The 16,902-nt window shown below is 59.5% G+C and carries 18 protein-coding genes, 1 tRNA gene and 1 pseudogene; 6 read left to right on the top strand and 14 right to left on the bottom strand.

Annotation, left to right across the window (positions count from 1 at the left end; translation table 11 throughout):
* Positions 1-36 precede the first annotated feature (36 nt).
* Entirely contained in the window at positions 37-372 is a 336-nt protein-coding gene (locus AB7M29_RS18335; protein ID WP_217854908.1) for a YajG family lipoprotein, read from the bottom strand.
* A 116-nt stretch (positions 373-488) separates the two neighbouring features.
* The gene (locus tag AB7M29_RS18330) at positions 489-890 is read right to left on the bottom strand and encodes a RidA family protein (protein WP_217854907.1); all 402 of its coding nucleotides are present in this window, start codon (positions 888-890) and stop codon (positions 489-491) included.
* Positions 891-1,033: 143 nt separating this feature from the next.
* On the opposite strand from AB7M29_RS18330, the gene AB7M29_RS18325 reads away from it, so the two are divergent.
* The gene (locus AB7M29_RS18325) at positions 1,034-1,966 is read left to right on the top strand and encodes a LysR substrate-binding domain-containing protein (RefSeq protein WP_454247472.1); all 933 of its coding nucleotides are present in this window, start codon (positions 1,034-1,036) and stop codon (positions 1,964-1,966) included.
* A gap of 189 nt (positions 1,967-2,155) precedes the next feature.
* Here AB7M29_RS18325 and AB7M29_RS18320 read toward each other — a convergent pair.
* Positions 2,156-2,314, bottom strand: a pseudogene (locus AB7M29_RS18320) (general stress protein); the annotation flags it as partial.
* Between the two features lie 287 nt (positions 2,315-2,601).
* Between AB7M29_RS18320 and AB7M29_RS18315 the strand changes: the two are divergent.
* Complete coding sequence (locus tag AB7M29_RS18315) at positions 2,602-3,159, top strand: ATP-dependent Clp protease proteolytic subunit (RefSeq protein WP_454247471.1); 558 nt, start codon at positions 2,602-2,604, stop codon at positions 3,157-3,159.
* 41 nt (positions 3,160-3,200) lie between these two features.
* On the opposite strand, the gene AB7M29_RS18310 is transcribed toward AB7M29_RS18315, so the two are convergent.
* The 4 genes from AB7M29_RS18310 to AB7M29_RS18295 all read right to left on the bottom strand — a co-directional run bounded on the left by AB7M29_RS18310 (position 3,201) and on the right by AB7M29_RS18295 (position 5,492).
* Positions 3,201-3,485: a hypothetical protein gene (locus AB7M29_RS18310; RefSeq protein ID WP_052963286.1), complete on the bottom strand. Its 285-nt coding sequence runs from the start codon at positions 3,483-3,485 to the stop codon at positions 3,201-3,203.
* Between the two features lie 95 nt (positions 3,486-3,580).
* Positions 3,581-4,411 (bottom strand): DUF3618 domain-containing protein, encoded by an 831-nt coding sequence (locus AB7M29_RS18305; protein ID WP_217854904.1) that lies wholly within the window; start codon positions 4,409-4,411, stop codon positions 3,581-3,583.
* Positions 4,408-4,851, bottom strand: a complete 444-nt coding sequence (locus AB7M29_RS18300) for a phage holin family protein (RefSeq protein WP_052963288.1) — start codon at positions 4,849-4,851, stop codon at positions 4,408-4,410. Before AB7M29_RS18300 ends, AB7M29_RS18305 begins: the two co-directional genes overlap by 4 nt.
* Complete coding sequence (locus AB7M29_RS18295; protein WP_217854903.1) at positions 4,851-5,492, bottom strand: hypothetical protein; 642 nt, start codon at positions 5,490-5,492, stop codon at positions 4,851-4,853. The genes AB7M29_RS18300 and AB7M29_RS18295 overlap by 1 nt, the downstream gene beginning before the upstream one ends.
* 366 nt (positions 5,493-5,858) lie before the next feature.
* Between AB7M29_RS18295 and AB7M29_RS18290 the strand changes: the two genes are divergently transcribed.
* Together AB7M29_RS18290 and AB7M29_RS18285 are read left to right on the top strand one after the other, a co-directional pair.
* Positions 5,859-6,290, top strand: coding sequence for a nuclear transport factor 2 family protein (locus AB7M29_RS18290; protein WP_454247470.1), 432 nt, complete (start codon positions 5,859-5,861; stop codon positions 6,288-6,290).
* 183 nt (positions 6,291-6,473) lie between these two features.
* Positions 6,474-7,253: a carboxymuconolactone decarboxylase family protein gene (locus AB7M29_RS18285; protein ID WP_454247469.1), complete on the top strand. Its 780-nt coding sequence runs from the start codon at positions 6,474-6,476 to the stop codon at positions 7,251-7,253.
* 209 nt (positions 7,254-7,462) lie between these two features.
* Here the strand turns inward: AB7M29_RS18285 and AB7M29_RS18280 are convergent, their stop codons facing one another.
* The 4 genes from AB7M29_RS18280 to AB7M29_RS18265 form a co-directional block, all read right to left on the bottom strand.
* The gene (locus AB7M29_RS18280; RefSeq protein WP_454248727.1) at positions 7,463-7,741 is read right to left on the bottom strand and encodes a hypothetical protein; all 279 of its coding nucleotides are present in this window, start codon (positions 7,739-7,741) and stop codon (positions 7,463-7,465) included.
* A 317-nt stretch (positions 7,742-8,058) separates the two neighbouring features.
* Positions 8,059-9,567, bottom strand: coding sequence for a tripartite tricarboxylate transporter permease (locus AB7M29_RS18275; protein WP_217854899.1), 1,509 nt, complete (start codon positions 9,565-9,567; stop codon positions 8,059-8,061).
* Between the two features lie 24 nt (positions 9,568-9,591).
* Positions 9,592-10,083, bottom strand: a complete 492-nt coding sequence (locus AB7M29_RS18270; RefSeq protein ID WP_217854898.1) for a tripartite tricarboxylate transporter TctB family protein — start codon at positions 10,081-10,083, stop codon at positions 9,592-9,594.
* 1 nt (position 10,084) lies between these two features.
* Complete coding sequence (locus AB7M29_RS18265) at positions 10,085-11,050, bottom strand: tripartite tricarboxylate transporter substrate binding protein (RefSeq protein WP_217854897.1); 966 nt, start codon at positions 11,048-11,050, stop codon at positions 10,085-10,087.
* A gap of 238 nt (positions 11,051-11,288) precedes the next feature.
* Here AB7M29_RS18265 and AB7M29_RS18260 point away from each other — a divergent pair, with 238 nt between their 5' ends.
* On the top strand, positions 11,289-11,942 hold the full coding sequence (locus AB7M29_RS18260) for a hydrolase (RefSeq protein WP_052963294.1): 654 nt from the start codon (positions 11,289-11,291) through the stop codon (positions 11,940-11,942).
* A 75-nt stretch (positions 11,943-12,017) separates the two neighbouring features.
* The gene (locus tag AB7M29_RS18255) at positions 12,018-13,343 is read left to right on the top strand and encodes an OprD family porin (protein ID WP_454248726.1); all 1,326 of its coding nucleotides are present in this window, start codon (positions 12,018-12,020) and stop codon (positions 13,341-13,343) included.
* Between the two features lie 18 nt (positions 13,344-13,361).
* On the opposite strand, the gene AB7M29_RS18250 is transcribed toward AB7M29_RS18255, so the two are convergent.
* The 3 genes from AB7M29_RS18250 to selA all read right to left on the bottom strand — a co-directional run bounded on the left by AB7M29_RS18250 (position 13,362) and on the right by selA (position 16,828).
* A tRNA-Sec gene (locus AB7M29_RS18250) sits at positions 13,362-13,457 on the bottom strand.
* Positions 13,458-13,463: 6 nt separating this feature from the next.
* Positions 13,464-15,383 (bottom strand): selenocysteine-specific translation elongation factor, encoded by a 1,920-nt coding sequence (gene selB / locus AB7M29_RS18245; RefSeq protein ID WP_454247468.1) that lies wholly within the window; start codon positions 15,381-15,383, stop codon positions 13,464-13,466.
* Complete coding sequence (gene selA, locus AB7M29_RS18240; RefSeq protein ID WP_454247467.1) at positions 15,380-16,828, bottom strand: L-seryl-tRNA(Sec) selenium transferase; 1,449 nt, start codon at positions 16,826-16,828, stop codon at positions 15,380-15,382. Before selA ends, selB begins: the two co-directional genes overlap by 4 nt.
* Positions 16,829-16,902 lie beyond the last annotated feature (74 nt).

The following is a 16,902-nucleotide window of genomic DNA, read 5'->3' as shown; positions in this document are numbered from 1 at the left end:
GGTTGCGGCCAACCAAAGGAGCATTTTTAAAAGCGGTTACAGGCATTCCTGCGCGGCACGTTCGAAACTCGACGGCATGAAGTTCGACGCCAGCAAGTGGCGCTCATACAAAAACACCTTGCCGCCATTCGGGGCTTTGAAGGCTTCCAGAACATTGTCTGCCGCGACTTTGCTCGGCACCACGATCCGGTAGCTGCGCTGGTTTTGCGAGACCGTCGGGTTCAGTGCGCTGCCCTGCAACTTCGGCACCACGCAGTCGGCGTACTCGGCAGGCGTTTTTTTCGTCTGAAAGGTCAGCGTCGGGTCGTTCGGTGCGGAGGCGCAACCGGTCAGCAGCAGGGCGACAACAGCCAGTCGGGTCAATGTCTTCATTTGCGCCAGTTCCTTGAGCAGCGTCTTCGATGGAGGCGATTTTCCGACTTTGCCCGACAAAGCAGAACTGGCGTTTCTTGATGGTCACTATTACCGGAACCGATAGTTGCCCCGCGCTATCGCTGATTTTCAGGAAGCTTGGCAATCACCTTGATCTCGAACTCAAAGCCATACAGCCACGTGACGCCGACAGCAGTTAGTGTCGGGTGCGGTGCGTTACCCCAGAACTCCGGCACTACCTTCCAGATCGTTTCGAATTTCTCTTGCGGATCGACGATGAAGACCGTTATGTCAATCACGTCGTCGAAGGTGCAACCGGCAGATCCCAGGATCGCGTTCAGATTGTTGAACGCGAGCCGAACCTGAGTCTCCAGGTCGGGCTCGGGTGAGCCGTCTTCGGTGCTGCCGACTTGCCCCGAAACGAATAAAAAGCCATTGGACCGGATAGCCGGTGAATAGCGATTGCGCTCATAAAGCGCTTGGCGTCCGGGCGGAAAAACAACATCACGCTTGCTCATAAAGTGCCTCCAGCAACGGGTCAAAGACGACCCGCAATTAATGATGAAGAGACTTTAAGGACTTGTGCCTGCCCGATAAACGAGCAACTGTAGCCATCACTGTTTGTAAAACCCAAACAATCCAATAGATATCCGGGGCAGAAATGGACCGTTTCGATGCGATGCTGGCATTTGCTCGGGTGGTGGAGACGGGCAGCTTCACCAAGGCGGCCGAAACACTGCATATGAGCAAGACGAGCGTGACGCAACTGGTGCAGCAGTTGGAGGCCCGGTTACGCGTGAAATTGCTCAACCGCACGACGCGCAAGGTCAACGTAACCGCCGATGGCGCCGTCTATTATGAGCGCGTGGTACGGCTGCTAGCCGACATGGACGATGCCGAGACCAGCCTGTCCAGCGCCTCGGCCCTGCCCCGGGGCCGGCTGCGAGTGGATGTGCCCAGCCCGTTGGCCAGCATGATTCTGGTCCCGGCGTTGCCTGCGTTTCATGCTCGATACCCTGACATCCAGATCGACATGGGCGTCAGCGATCGCATCGTGGACATGATCGGTGAGAATGTAGATTGCGTCGTGCGCGGTGGCGAACTAACCGATCAGTCTCTGATGGCCCGGCGGGTAGGCGAACTCCAGTTGGGCGTTTATGCGGCGCCGAGCTACCTGGAGCGCGTCGGTACGCCGTCGCATCCGCAAGAGCTGGAAGATTCGCATCATCGTGTCGTCGGTTTCCTGTGGGCACGCACCGGCAAAGCCGTGCCTTATGCCATGCGCAGCAACAGCGAGAGTGTCCATATCAAGGGTCGCTATGTGTTGGCGGTCGACGATGGCAATGCCTACATCGCGGCCGGGCTGGCCGGCCTCGGAATTCTTTGGCTGCCAGACTACATGTCCAAGCCCCACGAAGCGCGCGGCGAGTTGGTCCGTTTGTTCGAAGATTGGCGCCTCGATCCGATGCCGATCTACGTGGCCTTTCCGCCGAACCGGCATATCAGCTTCAAGTTGCGCGTATTCATTGATTGGGTCGCTGAGCTGATGGCACAGCATGCGCCTATCATGATTCGTGAGGTGTCAGGAGTCTGACCTGGATAAAACCAAGCCCCGCCATAAGCGGGGCTTGATGTATTTCACACGGCATCAGGGTTTACGCCCGCCGCCGGGATTTTGCCCTCCTCCTTTTCTGCCTGCATCTCTATCCTTGTCGTCGGCAAAGTTGCCCGAGCGGCCTCCTCCCTGTTCGCTGCCGGAGCGATTGGTATCGCTGGATTGACGGCCCCCTGAGGCCTGTCCACCTTTTTTGCCGGCGTCGGAGGGGCGTTGCGGATCGTTCATCATCCCGCCGCCTGACTGCCCGCCTTTTTTGCCAGCTTCGGAGGCTTTATCAGGGTCGTTGGCAAAATTGCCAGGTTTTTTGTCACCGGTGTTAGCCATTTTCGTTCTCCTCATTGTTTCGCGCGAACCTTTGTCGGCTCGTCTTATTCCGAGGTTTTCCGGGATTGAAAGTTTGAACTGATGCGGCATTCTTGCGACCAACGGATTGGGGTTATTAGTTCCAGAAAACTCCTGCTGCGGCGACTAATGGGTGTGCATCAAACGAGTATAAAAACAGGCTGCGCTTATACAAATTGATGAAAGAAAAGAGCGTTGAGGTCTGGCATCATTCAAGCAGTTACGCTTAATCATTAGCTCTCTAATTTATCCTGTATGGAGGTACGTCGATGACAGAGCACATCGTCCACTTTCATTGCCAGATTGATCAGGGCACGATGGAACGCTTCAGGGACTGCTGCCTCGACGCCATCGACCAGGGCGCCTCATCTTTACTGCTGAATCTTTCCACCAGCGGCGGCAGCACCAATTTTGGCTTCGCCCTCTACACCTTCCTCAAATCCCTGCCAGTGCCGCTGTGCGCGATTAATGCCGGCAACATCGAGTCGATGGGCATCATCATGTACCTGGCCGCCGGCCGACGTATCACCGCGCCCCATTCGCGGTTTCTGATTCACCCCATGAATTGGTACTTCCCCCAAAGCTCGGTCGACCATCAACGCCTGCGCGAATACCTCTTGAGCCTGGATAACGACCTCGCGCGTTATGTGCAAATCTTTGCCCTGGAAACGGCCAACGCGGATACCAAACTGGATATTTTTCATTGCCTTTCAGCGGAAGAGAAAGTGATTGCGGCGCATGAATCTTTGGTTTACGGAATCGCCCACGAAATGCATCAGATGGTGTTTGCCGATAACGTCAAACACTGGAAAATCAGTGGCGGCTGACGCATGTTCGAGACGGACCTGAGCTTTTCGTTACCGATGCGTCAGGTGCCAGCAATGGGCTGAATGTCCAGGGTCATTCCGTCACTCAGCGTGAGTTTTAAATCCTTGATAGTGCCGGCTACACGATCCTGGAAAACCGGTTCGCCCTCGGGATCAAGTTCATCGTAGATAAAGCGGTTGCCCTCCAGCCAGCCGATGGCCGTTTGCAGTTCGGGCGTGAGGTAATACTTGCCGTCCAGAAAAAAACCGGCGAACGGTTCTACCCTTTCCCGGTTCTCGATTTCGTAGCGCACGCCGGGGGTCATGCCTGTGGATTCATCAATCATGATGGTGTACCTCGTCATGGTGTCTGATTGGCGTCGACAAACCGGGCTCGACGGGACGTCTGTGCATCAGACCTCCCGCCTTGCCCTGATACCTGTCAAGAAGTTCCCAGCCCACGCGACAGGTCGGCTGAGGTTTCGGACGCGGTCTTGCGCATCTCGCCCGTTTCTCCAGCGATTGCCTCGTGGGGCTCTGTGGTTTCCATCACCTTTTCGCGCACCGCCTCATAGCCCTCCCGTGCTTGCTGTTTGACCTTGCCGGTGAGGCTTGCGCTGGTCCTGCCCAGATAACGGCGCTCTGTTTCGGTGGTCGGTAACGCCGCGCCCAGCAACGCGCCCACCGCAATACCCATCGCAGCCATCAGCAGTGGTTGCTCCTTGAGCAGATGACTGAACTGGTCGCTCATTTCATGAGTCCTGCGCGCCAGGCGATCACTGGTGTCATGGACGGTATGACTGAGCTGATCGGTCTTCGCATGCAGGCTATCGCTCAGGTGCGCTGCCTTACCTTTGACCGCCTGATAGCTGTCCTTCAGCGAATCGGTGGTGTTGTGCAGACGCTGTCGGGCGCTGTCCAAACCCTCGGAGAGCCCTTCACCCACGTCATCGGCCCAGTCGACATCCGGCTGCGGCTCGACGCGATATTCCCTGGGCGTTGGCGGACGATTCTGGCTCATCATCAACCACATCAGCCCGACCGAAGTCAGCACCGCGGGCACGGGGTTGTTGCGCACACTGGTGCCCAGATTGGTCAGGAAGGTCGAGCCGTTGCTTTGCATCATCAGCAGCGCCTGATCGAACATCTGGCCAGGGGTGAACTTGCTTTCCAGCGCGTCGACGATATGCCCGATGTTCTCCCGTTGCGCATCGATTTCACGCTCGATGGTTTCCGGGCTCTTGGCCGCTTCGGTTTCGAATTCTCGGTTCATGACACTTTCCTCCGCAGGGCTTCCTGGTCTTTGTTCAGCGCGTCCAGGGTGCGATCAGGCTTGAAGTGGGAAGGCTCGAATTGTTTTTTGCCTGCCTGCAGCATCACGAACCCGATGACCATCACCACGACGCCGACAATCAGCGCGGCCAGCCAGGGCGCCATCACCAGGCTCAAGGCATAGACGACCGCCATCAGCAGAATGATGAACCCGGCGAGCAGCACAATGGCGCCGCCGGCGACCCCGGCAATCCCTGCTTTCAATGTCGTCAGGCTGGCCTGCAATTCCACCTTGGCCAACGCCAGCTCCTTGGTGAATAACGCCGGTACTTCCCGAGTTAACTGCCGCAATAAACCGACCACGGAAGCGTCATGATCAGCCGTCGTGACCGACGGTGTGACGGGAGGTGTGCGTTGTAGTTCTGGATCTTCTCTGTTCATCACCGTTCTCCTGAGAAGGGGCTGGACCCCGGCATTGAGGAAGTATCGCCACGATGGTCGGGCGCGCTCGGCGAGGACGGCGTGATGCTAGAGGCCAACCCGGGCGACAGCTCGCCTCCGGGCGGCATCGACGTTTCATAAAGTCCTTGCGAGCCATCGCCAGTGAACGTGGCTGCGCTGCTCTGGGCAGCGAACTCACGGTCGGTGGTTGTCGGCATAGTCGCCGTGCCTGCTTTCAGGAACCGCGACAGACCGAACCCCACCGCGATGCTGCCGACAATGAACAGCCCCGGATTGTCCCGTGCCAGGTCAGCGCCATCGTGCAGAAGTTCTTCGGCGCTTTTGCTGCGCAGTTTTCCCGCCAGGCTGCTCATGCTGTCGGCCATGTCTGCCAGGTAATCGGACATCCCAAACGTATCGTTCGTCCTGATCTCGGAAACGACTGACTGGGCGCCTCTGGCCAGTGCTTCAATCTGATCCGCTGCGGTATCGCGGTACTGGCCGAACTGCTCATCGGCCTGATGCCGTGCACCGCCTATCGCTTCGGTAACCTCCTCCTTTAAATGCTGAAAGTTTTGTTCGGAGCCTGCGGGATCCCGAGGGGCATCCGGTTGTCCGGTTCTGCTATCTGGAATAGTCATGTCATCCATCGCCTTCGTAATGAACACGTCAGGAAGTGGCCGCGGGCTGTCCGCGGTAGTGCTTCATTGCAGATGACGAGGGTGTCTGGCGGGGAGTTCCAAGCAGATGATGAAGTGATGAAAAGCGGCACCAGAGGTACTCGCGGGAGCGGAACCTGTGGGAGCGGGCTTGCTCGCGAAAGCGATGTGTCAGGCGACATCAATGTTGAATGTGCCGTCGTCTTCGCGAGCAAGCCCGCTCCCACAGGATTGCGTTTCATTGACTGACTGGATGCATCCAGTAACAAAAATCTGCTAAGTTGTACGATGACAGATGAGACGGCTGTCTCTCGTCTGTCATCTCCATAACAACAAGGAAAAATATTCATGAAAAAAACGAAATTGCTTATCGGCTTCTTGTGCCTCTTCAGCGGCTATGTAATAGCAGCCCCCTCATCGGGTGAGAAGGAAGTTGCCGTAGCGGTGGACCATCTGACGCAAGCCATGCTGCACAAGAACATTCCCCAACTGAACGCGCTCACCGCTGAAAACCTCACCTACGGCCATTCCAGCGGGAAAATCCAGGACAAGAAAGCGTTCATCGCCGACATCGAAACCGGCAACAGCGCTTTCAAGACGCTGGAAATGCAGGGGCAGACCATTACTCTGTCGGGTGATGTGGCGTTGGTCCGGCATCATTTTTCGGCACAAGCCATCAAGGGTGAAGAGATCGTTCCGACGGAAATCGAGAACTTCCAGATCTGGCAGAAACAGAAAGGCAAATGGCTACTGGTAGGACGACAAGCGTTCCGCTTCTGATTTCTGCGTGACAAGGCAGTGAATAGGCGCTGGGCTGCGATCGGTTTCAAACGTGGGCTCAATTGATGAGCCCACCTCATGACTCCATGCAGCTTATTGGCCTTAATCGATCTATCCACTTTCTTTAGTATGTGAAAGATGAGTGGCTGCCATCAGGCGCCAGACAACCTGGAGGTCGATGTCATGAAGCTGTTCGCTGCCACACTCGCCACGCTGTTCTTTTCCGCGTGGGGCGAAGGCAATCAGGGGAGTGCCAAACCTGCGCCCAAACCTTCACCGGATGTTCAGGAAGCGACACCCCAGCTCTACACTTATACGACTGAGCTGCTGTTCGGCGAGGTGTGGAAACGCCAGGAATTGGCGCCCCGGGATCGCAGCCTCATCACGATTGCCGCGCTCCTGGCCAACGGGCAATCCGCGCAACTCACAGGGCACTTCAACCTGGGGCTCGACAACGGCCTCAAGCCCAGCGAGATCAGCGCCCTCATCACCCATCTCGCGTTCTACTCCGGCTGGCCCAACGCAATGTCAGCCGCCGGCGTGGCGAATAAAGTGTTTACAGATCGAGGCCTGACGGCTGAGCAGATCCTGCCGCCCTCCTCTGAACCGCTGACGCTGGACCCTGCCAGCGAAACCAAACGCAAAGCCGCCGTCGAGGCGTCAATCGGGGACGTGGCGCCACAACTGGCCGCGTACACCAATGACGTTCTGTTTGGCGATCTGTGGCGCAAGACTGACCTGACGCCAAGGGACAGAAGCCTGATCACCGTTGCAGCCCTTACAGCCCAAGGCCAGGTGGCGCAACTGCCCTTTCACTTGAACCGAGCGATGGACAACGGCCTGACCCAAACCCAAGCCGCCAAGGTCATCACGCACCTGGCGTTTTACGTCGGGTGGCCGAAAGCGATGTCTGCTGTGCCTGTTCTGAAAGAGGTGTTCGCCTCGCGTAAACCCCAGGGATGAAAGGTTAATGCCAGTCAGTTATGCACAATCAATGTGGGAGCGGGCTTGCTCGCGAAGAGGGAGTGTCAGTCGACATTAATGCTGGTGGGCCACCGCCTTCGCGAGCAAGCCCGCTCCCACATTTGCTCGCTGGCGTGCACAAATAATGTGTTCACAGAAAATCCAGTGTGGGAGCGGGCTTGCTCGCGAAGGCGTCCGTCGCTACACCGCTAAACAGCAGTCTTGAACCCCTCCTCCCGCTGCAACGCCCGAGCCTGAATCACATCCAGTATTGCGCAACCTTCGCGCATCAGCAGATGCACCACCCGGGTAACACGGGTCAAGTCGCAGTCGGAAATGCCGTTGAGGTTAAGGCTGGACAAGGTGTCGGTCAGATCTCGAACCACGGTGAAGCGGTGCATGGCGCAAGCGGCCATGTCGCTGAGTTCTTTGTGGGTGTTGATGAAGAGCACTGGGGTTTCAGCGTCGTAGGTGTCGATGTAGAGCAACCACCGTTCGCGGCCAAGCGAAAAAGGTGGCGGCTGTGTGCGGGTTGGCCGACCGGCACCCATTAGATCCGGCACACCCGAGGGTGTCCCGCGCACAGCTGCCATAACACGATATCCAGACATAAAACGGTCTGAACAATGACGCTGATGCGTTTTGGGTGATCGACCGGCCAAGGTCGTTCGCGGTGTTTTCCGCGAGTCCGAACTATAGGGGTCGATACCGAAACGCGGCAACAGGGTACGTTGTAGGAAACGTCTTGGAAAGTTGTGCGCCATAAAGTTGATCGTTCCTACGATCGCGTGGGAACGATCGGCGCTCAATCGTCCTCATGCAATTTAATGCCGCGTTTATGCAGCAGATACGGAACCAGCAACACCAACAGCGTCAGCACCAGGACCGACGCCGCGATGGGTTGTGTCACAAATATCATCCAGTCGCCCTGGCTGATGGACAAGGCGTTGCGTAGTTGTTTTTCCGCCATCGGCCCCAGCAGCATGCCGACGATCACCGGGGCGACGGGGAAATCGAAACGCCGCATCAATACCCCGGCCCAACCGATGCCCAGCATCAGAAACAAGTCGAACGTTGAGTGGCGCATGCCGTACACGCCGATGGTGGCGAACACCAGAATGCCGGCGTTCAGGTACGGTCGTGGAATCTGCAAGAGTTTGACCCACAGACCCACCAACGGCAGGTTCAGCACCAACAGGATGGCGTTGCCGATGTACAGCGAAGCCACCAGCGTCCAGACCAGCTCGCCCGAGGTCTGGAACAGCAACGGCCCCGGTTGCAGGTTGTAGTTCTGGAATGCGGCCAACAGGATCGCCGCCGTGGCAGAGGTCGGTATGCCCAGGGTCAGCAGCGGCACCAGAGAACCGGTGGCGCTGGCGTTGTTGGCCGCCTCGGGGCCGGCGACACCTTCGATGGCGCCCTCTCCTTTGCTGGCCGCGAACTCTTTCGGGTACTTGCTGAGCTTGCGTTCGGTCGAATAAGACAGGAACGTCGGAATTTCCGCGCCACCAGCCGGAATCGAGCCAAAGGGAAAACCGATCAAGGTGCCCCGTAGCCACGCGGGAACCGAGCGTTTCCAGTCGGCACGGGTCATCCACAACGAGGTCAGGCGATGTCGGCTGCCCGTTTCTTCCTTTTGGTAGAGCACGCTGTACAAGGCCTCACCGACGGCAAACAAACCGACCGCCACCAGCACGACCTCAATGCCATCGACCAGTTCGGGCACCTCCATGGTGTAGCGGGCAATGCCCGAGGTCGAGTCCAGGCCGATCAAGCCGATGGTCAGCCCGATCCCCAATGAGGCAAAGCCGCGCAGCATCGACGCACCGAGCACCGCCGACACCGTGGTGAAGGCCAGCACCAGAATCGCGAAATACTCCGCCGGCCCGAACTTCAGCGCCAGCGTGGCCACGAGGGGGGCGAACAGGGTCAGCAAGATCGTCGCGATGGTGCCGGCCACGAATGAACCTATCGCCGCCGTCGCCAACGCCGGGCCTGCCCGCCCGTTGCGGGCCATGAGATTGCCTTCCAGGGCCGTGACCATGGAGGACGATTCCCCCGGGGTGTTGAGCAGAATCGAGGTGGTCGAGCCGCCAAACTGAGCGCCGTAATAGATACCGGCGAACATGATCAGCGCCCCGGTAGGATCGACCTTGGCGGTAATCGGCAGCAGCAACGCCACAGTCAGCGCCGGCCCGATCCCCGGCAAAACACCGATCGCGGTGCCCAGCAGGCAGCCGATAAAACCCCACATCAGATTGATCGGCGCCAACGCGGCACCGAAGCCGGTTGCCAGACTCGAGAGAATATCCACCTTGTCGACCTCCTTCGGCCCGGATCAGATCCAGGCGTTGACCAGGGGCGGAAGGGAAACCCCTAGCCCGGCGGTGAAAAGCCAGTAGATCGGCAGTGTCAGGGCGATGCCGATGGCCAGGTCCCGCACCGGGCTACGACTGCCAAAACCCCGTGCAGAACAGGCAAACAGTAATGAGGCGGCCAATACGAAACCGATGTAGGTAATGAGTAAGGCAACCCCCACCAGCCCCGCCGTGACCCAGGTTGCGCCGAGCTTGCCGCCGGGCTGAGCCTGGGTGGTCTGGTGGTCGTCGGCAAGGTTGCGAAAACCACCGGTGAGCGCCTGATAGCACATCAACAGACCGACGATGCCCAGAAACGCCGCGACGGCGTAGGGATAGACGTACGCCGCCATGATGACGAAGCCCATCTCGGCAGGAAATCGCGAGGCACCGAACGCCAATACCGCGCTGATGGCGACGACACCTAAACCAATCGCCAGTTGGGTCGGCATGACTTTCCAGCGCCCGGCCATCTCAAAGCAGTCCGACCTTGACCAGCATCGCGCGCAGACGGCCATGTTCTTCTTCGACGAATTTGCCGAAGTCATCCCCGGTCAGAATGCTCGGTGACCATGCATTGGTTTTTACGTTTTCTTGCCAGACAGTGCTTTTGGTGGCGGTCAGGACGGCTTCGGTCAGTTCTTTGCGCTGGTCAGGCGTCAGGCCCGCTGCGCCGTAAACGCCACGCCAGTTGCCGATCGTCACGTCATAGCCACTTTCTTTGAGAGTCGGTGCATCGATGCCTTCAACGCGGCTGGGTGCGCCAATGGCGAGTAGCCGGAACTGCTTGGACTGCACGTATTTGGCAAGCTCGGCGTAGCCGCCGGTGATCACCGTGATGTGGCCCCCCAGCGTCGCGGCGACGACTTCGCCGCCACCGGCAAAGGCCACGTAATTCACCTTGTTGACGGGGACGTCCATTTTGCTCGCCAGTTCGGCGATGCCGATGTGGTCGATCGACCCCTTGGAGCCACCGCCCCATTTGATATTGGACGGGTTGGCTTTGAAGTCTTTGAGCAAGTCATCCAGGGTTTTGTACGGGGAGTCGTCCCGCACGGCAATCACGTTGTATTCGGTGAACAGCCGGGCGATCGGCGTCACGTCCTTCAAGGTGATTTGCGGTTTGTTCTGCTCGATGGACGCGACCATGATTGCGCCGACCACCAGCAGGGCATTGGCGTCGCCCTTGGTGCCGTTGGCAAATTGCGCCAAGCCCAGGGTCCCACCGGCGCCGCCCTTGTTCTCGAAGGTAGCGGACTTTGCCGTTTTCGCCTCGACCATCGCCTTACCCAGGACGCGTGCAGTCTGGTCATATCCACCACCGACCGAACCGGGGGCCATGAACTTGACGGTGTCCAGCGCAAAAACCGGTAAGGCGAGCGCGGCGGCGGTAATGAAAACGGCGAGGTTGCTGCTGAATCGACGGGCCAATGCAAACATGAGTGGTCTCCCGAGAGCTGTTTTTTGTTGTTTTCGATCAGGGAAGAACCCCTGTTCGTTGAACATGCGTCTGGAATAAGCGTAGGTCATAGTTGTGTTTGTTGGCGGTATTTCAATGGCCTGCCTGCCGCCACTATTCCTGCGAAAAAAACAGCACATCGACTCAATATTCCCGCCCGAATCTACGCAACCATGGCCTCGCGAATCACCTCTCACTTAATCCGTAAGGACATTCACCATGGCCATTGCAAAAGCTGTTCCCGGCAAAACCCTGCTGACCCCGACCGACCACACCCTGATCATGATCGATCACCAGTCGCAGATGTCGTTTGCGACCAAGTCCATCGATGCCGTCACCCTGCGCAACAACGCCGCCCTTGTCGCCAAGGCCGCAAGGGGCTTCAAGGTATCGACCATCCTCACCACCGTCGCCGAGAAGAGTTTTTCCGGCCCGATTTTCGACGAAATCAAATCGGTATTCCCGGAACACAAGGTGATCGACCGCACCAGCATGAACACCTGGGAGGACGAGCGTATTGCCGTCGAAGTCAACGCAGCCGGCAAGCAGAAAATCGTTCTGGCCGGCCTGTGGACTTCCGTGTGCATCGTTGGCCCGGCCCTTTCGGCGATTGACCAGGGCTTCGAGGTGTACGTGATTGCCGATGCCTGTGGCGACGTCACCACCGAGGCCCATGAAATGGCCATGCAACGCATGATCCAGATCGGCGCCCGTCCCATGACATCGTTGCAGTACTTGCTTGAACTCCAGCGTGACTGGGCACGTACCGAGACTTACGACGAGACGGTGAAAACCTCCATCGCCAACGGTGGTGCCTATGGCCTGGGCCTGATCTACGCCAAGACCATGTTCAACGCCTCTGAAGGCCATTGAGAGAAAACAGCGACTCTTTGGAGTCGCTGTTTCAGGGGGCGATCAATGATGTTTTCTTTACAAGCCCCCCCGCTCATGCCCGGTCGGGAGGACGTGGCCAAAGCGTCCTTCTGGCTCTGCGTGCTTTTCGCCGGAACGGCCTTGGCGGATGAAGCGCCGGCAACCGCGCCAGGATTCCTCGAGGGAGCGAAGCTTGAGGTGCTCAGTCGAAATTTCTTCCTCAACAGCGACTACCGTTCACCCTCGCCTTCGGGCAAGAACTACAAACAAGAGTGGGCTCAAGGCTTTATCGGCTCTTTTGAATCCGGATTCACACCCGGCACGCTAGGTTTCGGCGTCGACAGCCACGCCTTTACGGGGCTGAAGCTCGACGGCGGCAAAGGGCATTCGGGAACGGGGTTACTGCCACTGGACAGTGACGGTCGTAGCGAAAGCAACTATTCCAGTGCCGGTGGCGCGCTGAAAATCAGGGCTTCCCGAACCACCCTGGCTTTCGGTGAAATGACCGTGGAAACCCCGGTGTTCGACACCGCCGACAAACGCCTGCAACCGGAATACGCCACGGGTTTTCTATTGAACAGCGGCGAAATCGACAACGTGAATCTGGTGGCCGGTCATTTCACGGCGTTCAAGAATCAAGACAACCCCTCGGGCAAGGGCAACTTTTACGGCTACGGTGCCAACACCGAGGCCGGAGGCATCACGCTTCTGGGCGCCGACCTGTTCACACACAGTCCTGTCGGCGGTGCGCTGTATGCCTCCGAACTGAGCGACACCTGGCGCCAGTACTATGGCAATCTGCACCTGAAACGGTCCGGATGGTTCCTCGACGCCAACCTGTATCGCACGCAAGACAGCGGCAAGGCGTTGGCCGGTGCCCTCGACAACACCGCCTACAGCCTGTCGGGCAAATACACCGTTGAGGCTCATGCCTTCACCCTGGCCTGGCAACGCATCAATGGCGACACACCGTTCGACTTCGTCGGCGGCGACTCCATTTACCTGGCCAACTCGATCAAATACGCCGACTTCAACGGCGCCCACGAACGCTCCTGGCAGGCACGCTACGACCTCGACCTCGGCGCTTATGGAATACCCGGCCTGAGCTTCATGACCCGTTATGTCAGGGGCAGCGACGTCGATGGCACCCGTGCGCCCAAGGGTGGGGCCTACAACCCGTTCGACCAGACTGTCGGCGGGTACGTGCCTCAACAAGGCGATGGCGGGCGACATTGGGAGCGCGACATTGACGTGCGCTACATCGTGCAATCAGGTGCCGCCAAAGGGTTGTCGGTGCAACTGTCCCATGTGTCTCACCGAGCCAACAGCGCCCAGGCGGGCGATGACATCGACAGGGTTTACATCGTCATCCAGTACCCGCTGACCTTCGGGCACCTATGATCAGCGTCACGATGGAAATGGCGGAAGGCAGCCGGAGTCGAACCTGCCCGGGAACGGATGCCGTCCCCAACCGGGTTTGAAGCCCGGCCGCGCCACCGGGCGCGATTGCCTTCCTTGAACTCAGTTTTCTGTTTGTTGGGCCAATGCATTGTCGAGCCGGATATGGCGCCGGTCGCCAAAGCGCCGGGTCAGGCCGATTCGGTCGAAGTACTCAAGAATCTGAATGCTGCGTTTGCGCCCCAGGCCCACGGCATCGCGAAACGCGGTGACCTGAATCACCGGGTCATCGCTGGCCAGTTGCACCAGCATAGCCGCCAATCGGCGCACCAGTGTCTCGGTATAAAACAAGTCACGAACCACTTGATGCACAAGCCCCAGCCGCGCCATCTTGCGCAGCAGCAGGCGCACGGCGGCCTCTTCATGGCCCGTCGATTTAGCCAGATCACGCACCCACGGCGGATCGAAACCCGCCTGTTCGAACAACGGCTGTAATTGTTGCCACAGGGTTTCGTCATCCTCGCTCAACCGCACTTGGTGATCGGGCAAATGCAGCCATGGGCCACTGGCGACGATCGCACCGCTGACCAGTAATTCGTCGAGCAGGCTGATAAAGGTCGGCCGGTCCAGCGCGGTGCCGGCGAAGCGACGCAGGCGATCCCTGTCCGGTCCCATTTGATCCGGTTCGAGTTGATGAAAGCGTGCGAGGTGTTCCAGCAGTGGCGCTTTCAGGGCTTCCCAGCGAGCAGCGCTGAAGAGCAACGGCCCCTGCCGCGTATCGATCAAGCGCACGTCGTCGGGCAGCTCCCAAGTTTCGCGCGGGCGATTGAACTGACGCTCCAGACGTTGCGGATCGAGCCCGGTGTCGCTGTTGGCCAGCAGCGCCGGCAATGCTTCTTCCAGGCTGTTCGTGGTGGCCAGCGCTTGTAGCTGCGCCAATCGTTCGAGACTGCGACGGTGTCGGGTCGGGGCGAACGGGTCAAGCACCCGGCCGCCGCCGAGGGTGCGTTGGGCGCTTTGGTCGCGCAGGATCAAACAGTCGCCCTTCACCACCAGCACCGGCGCGTTCACCAGCAGTTGCGCGAACATCTGCTCACCCGGTGCCAGGCTGGCGCCCCCCAGCAACGCCACTCGCCCGGTCACGTCCTGAGTACCCAGATGCACGTGCACGGGCTGAAAGTGCTCGAAGCTTCGCGCCTCGCTGACCAACAAGGTCATCTCGATATCCAGACACTGGGTCGGCGCATGCAGCCATTCGGCCAACAACCAGTGGCCCCGGTGAATCTGCTCCAGGGCCAAACGGTCGGCACTCAGGTTCAGCGCGACTCGCAGCCCGGCCGTTGCGCTGTCAGCCGCCTGGTTCTGCGCGTGCAGGCCTCGCACCCGCACCGGTTTGCCCAGCGGACTCAACATCAGCGTATCGCCCACGGCCACTTGGCCAGACAACGCGGTGCCGGTCACCACGATCCCGGCACCGGCCACACTGAAAGCCCGATCAATCGCCAGGCGAAAACCGCCGCTGGCGCTGCGTTGAAGCACCTCATGTTGCGCATCCAGCAAGGCCTGACGCAGTGTCTCGACGCCTTCGCCGGTCACGCTCGACAGCGCGATTTGCGGCGCGTTGGCATAAGGTCCGGGTGCGAGCAATGCTTCGATCTGTTCCCGGACGGCTTGCACACGAGCAGGGTCGACGCGGTCGCATTTGGTGATTGCAATCAGTGCCCGAGGGATGCCCAGCAACTCGACAATCGCCAGATGTTCGCGGGTCTGCGGCATGACGCCGTCATCGGCCGCCACCACCAACAACACCAGATCAATGCCCTGAGCCCCGGCCAGCATGTTGTGGGTGAAGCGCTCATGACCGGGAACGTCGATAAAACCGGTCAGGGCGGCGCCCGGTTCCAGCGCCGTGTAGATGTAGCCGAGGTCGATGGTCATGCCGCGTTCGCGTTCTTCCCGGCGACGGTCGCCGGCCTGGCCGGTCAATGCCTGGAGCAAGGAGGTCTTGCCGTGATCGATATGCCCCGCCGTGCCGACAATCACCCGTCCGCGCCCTCCTCCTGCAGTTGATCGAATTGCGCCAGCTGATCGAGTTGCGTCAACCACGCGGCTTCGTCGTCCAGTTGGCGCAGGTCCAGCCAAAGCGCATCGTCATCGATGCGCCCGAGCACGGGAATCGGCAACCGACGAAACGCGGTTTCCAGCCCCATCAATCGCCGCCCGCGCAGACGTTTGGTTACGTTGGGCCGCAGGCATAACGCAGCACTAGGTAAGCGAGCCACCGGTTGGCTGCCGCTGCCGATCATGCCCAGCGCCGGTACCGCGCTGACGCTCCAGCCATTGCCCAACACCTGCGCCAGTGACGGTTGCAGGCGTTCGGCCTCGGCGAAGATGTCGGCCTGGGGCCGGGTCAGCAGGCGCAGACTCGGCAGGCGTTCGGCCAATCGATCAGGATCGCGGTACAGCGCCAATACGGCTTCGAGGGCAGCCAGGGTCAGTTTGTCGACCCGCAGCGCACGCTTGAGCGGGTTCTTCTTGATCTTCGCGATCAGGTCTTTGCGGCCGACTATCAGCCCGGCCTGGGGACCGCCGAGCAGTTTGTCGCCGCTGAAAGTAACGATGTCCGCGCCATCAAGCAGCGCCTGACGCACCGTCGGTTCGGCGGGCAAACCCCAGCGAGTCAGGTCCAGCAGGCTGCCGCTGCCCAGGTCTTCCAGCAGCGGCAGTCCGTGACGGTGTGCCAACTCCGCCAGTTCAGCCGTCGGCACCCGGGCGGTGAAACCTTCAATGGAGTAATTGCTCGCGTGTACGCGCATCACCAGGCCACTGCGCGGACCAATCGCAGCCTCGTAATCGCGGGCATGGGTGCGGTTGGTGGTGCCCACTTCGTGCAGCCGCACCCCGGCGCGGGCCATGATGTCGGGAATGCGAAAGGCACCGCCGATTTCGATCAGCTCACCACGGGAAATGATGCCTTCCTTGCGCGCGCCCAGGCTGTTGAGTGTCAGCAACACGGCGGCGGCATTGTTGTTGACCACGGTCACCGCTTCGGCGCCGGTCAGCTCACGGATCAACCCTTCGATCAAATCATCCCGATCGCCGCGCTTACCGCTGTGCAGGTCAAATTCCAGATTGAGCGGATAGCGGGCGGCGAGTTGAACGGCTTCGATAGCCGACTCCGGCAACAACGCGCGCCCGAGGTTGGTGTGCAGCACCGTGCCGGTAAGGTTGAACACCCGGCGGACCTGGCTGCGATGCTGGATCGCCAGACGCTCGCCTGCCCTGCCCGCCAATACGTCGGGGGCGATTTCGACGGCATCGAGTTCCCCCTTGAGCACCGGCTCGCGCAAGTCATCGAGCAGTTGCCGCAGGCCGGCCAGCAGCGCGTCACGCCCATAACGCTCGGCCAGCGCCTGGCAGGCAGGATGGCGCAGCAAGCTGTCGATGGAGGGCAGCCGCAAGGTTTGGCTGGCGGAGGGTGCGGGCATCAGAGGCTCCCGGAAGCGATTGATCGTCGCGTCTGAGTGTAGCCGCTGGGCTCATAGGGATCGGCTTAGGGAGA

It is taken from the genome of Pseudomonas sp. F-14 TE3623 (assembly GCF_053629015.1).
Note: the sequence above shows the minus strand (reverse complement) of the source record. Positions and strands in the feature narration are given on the sequence as shown.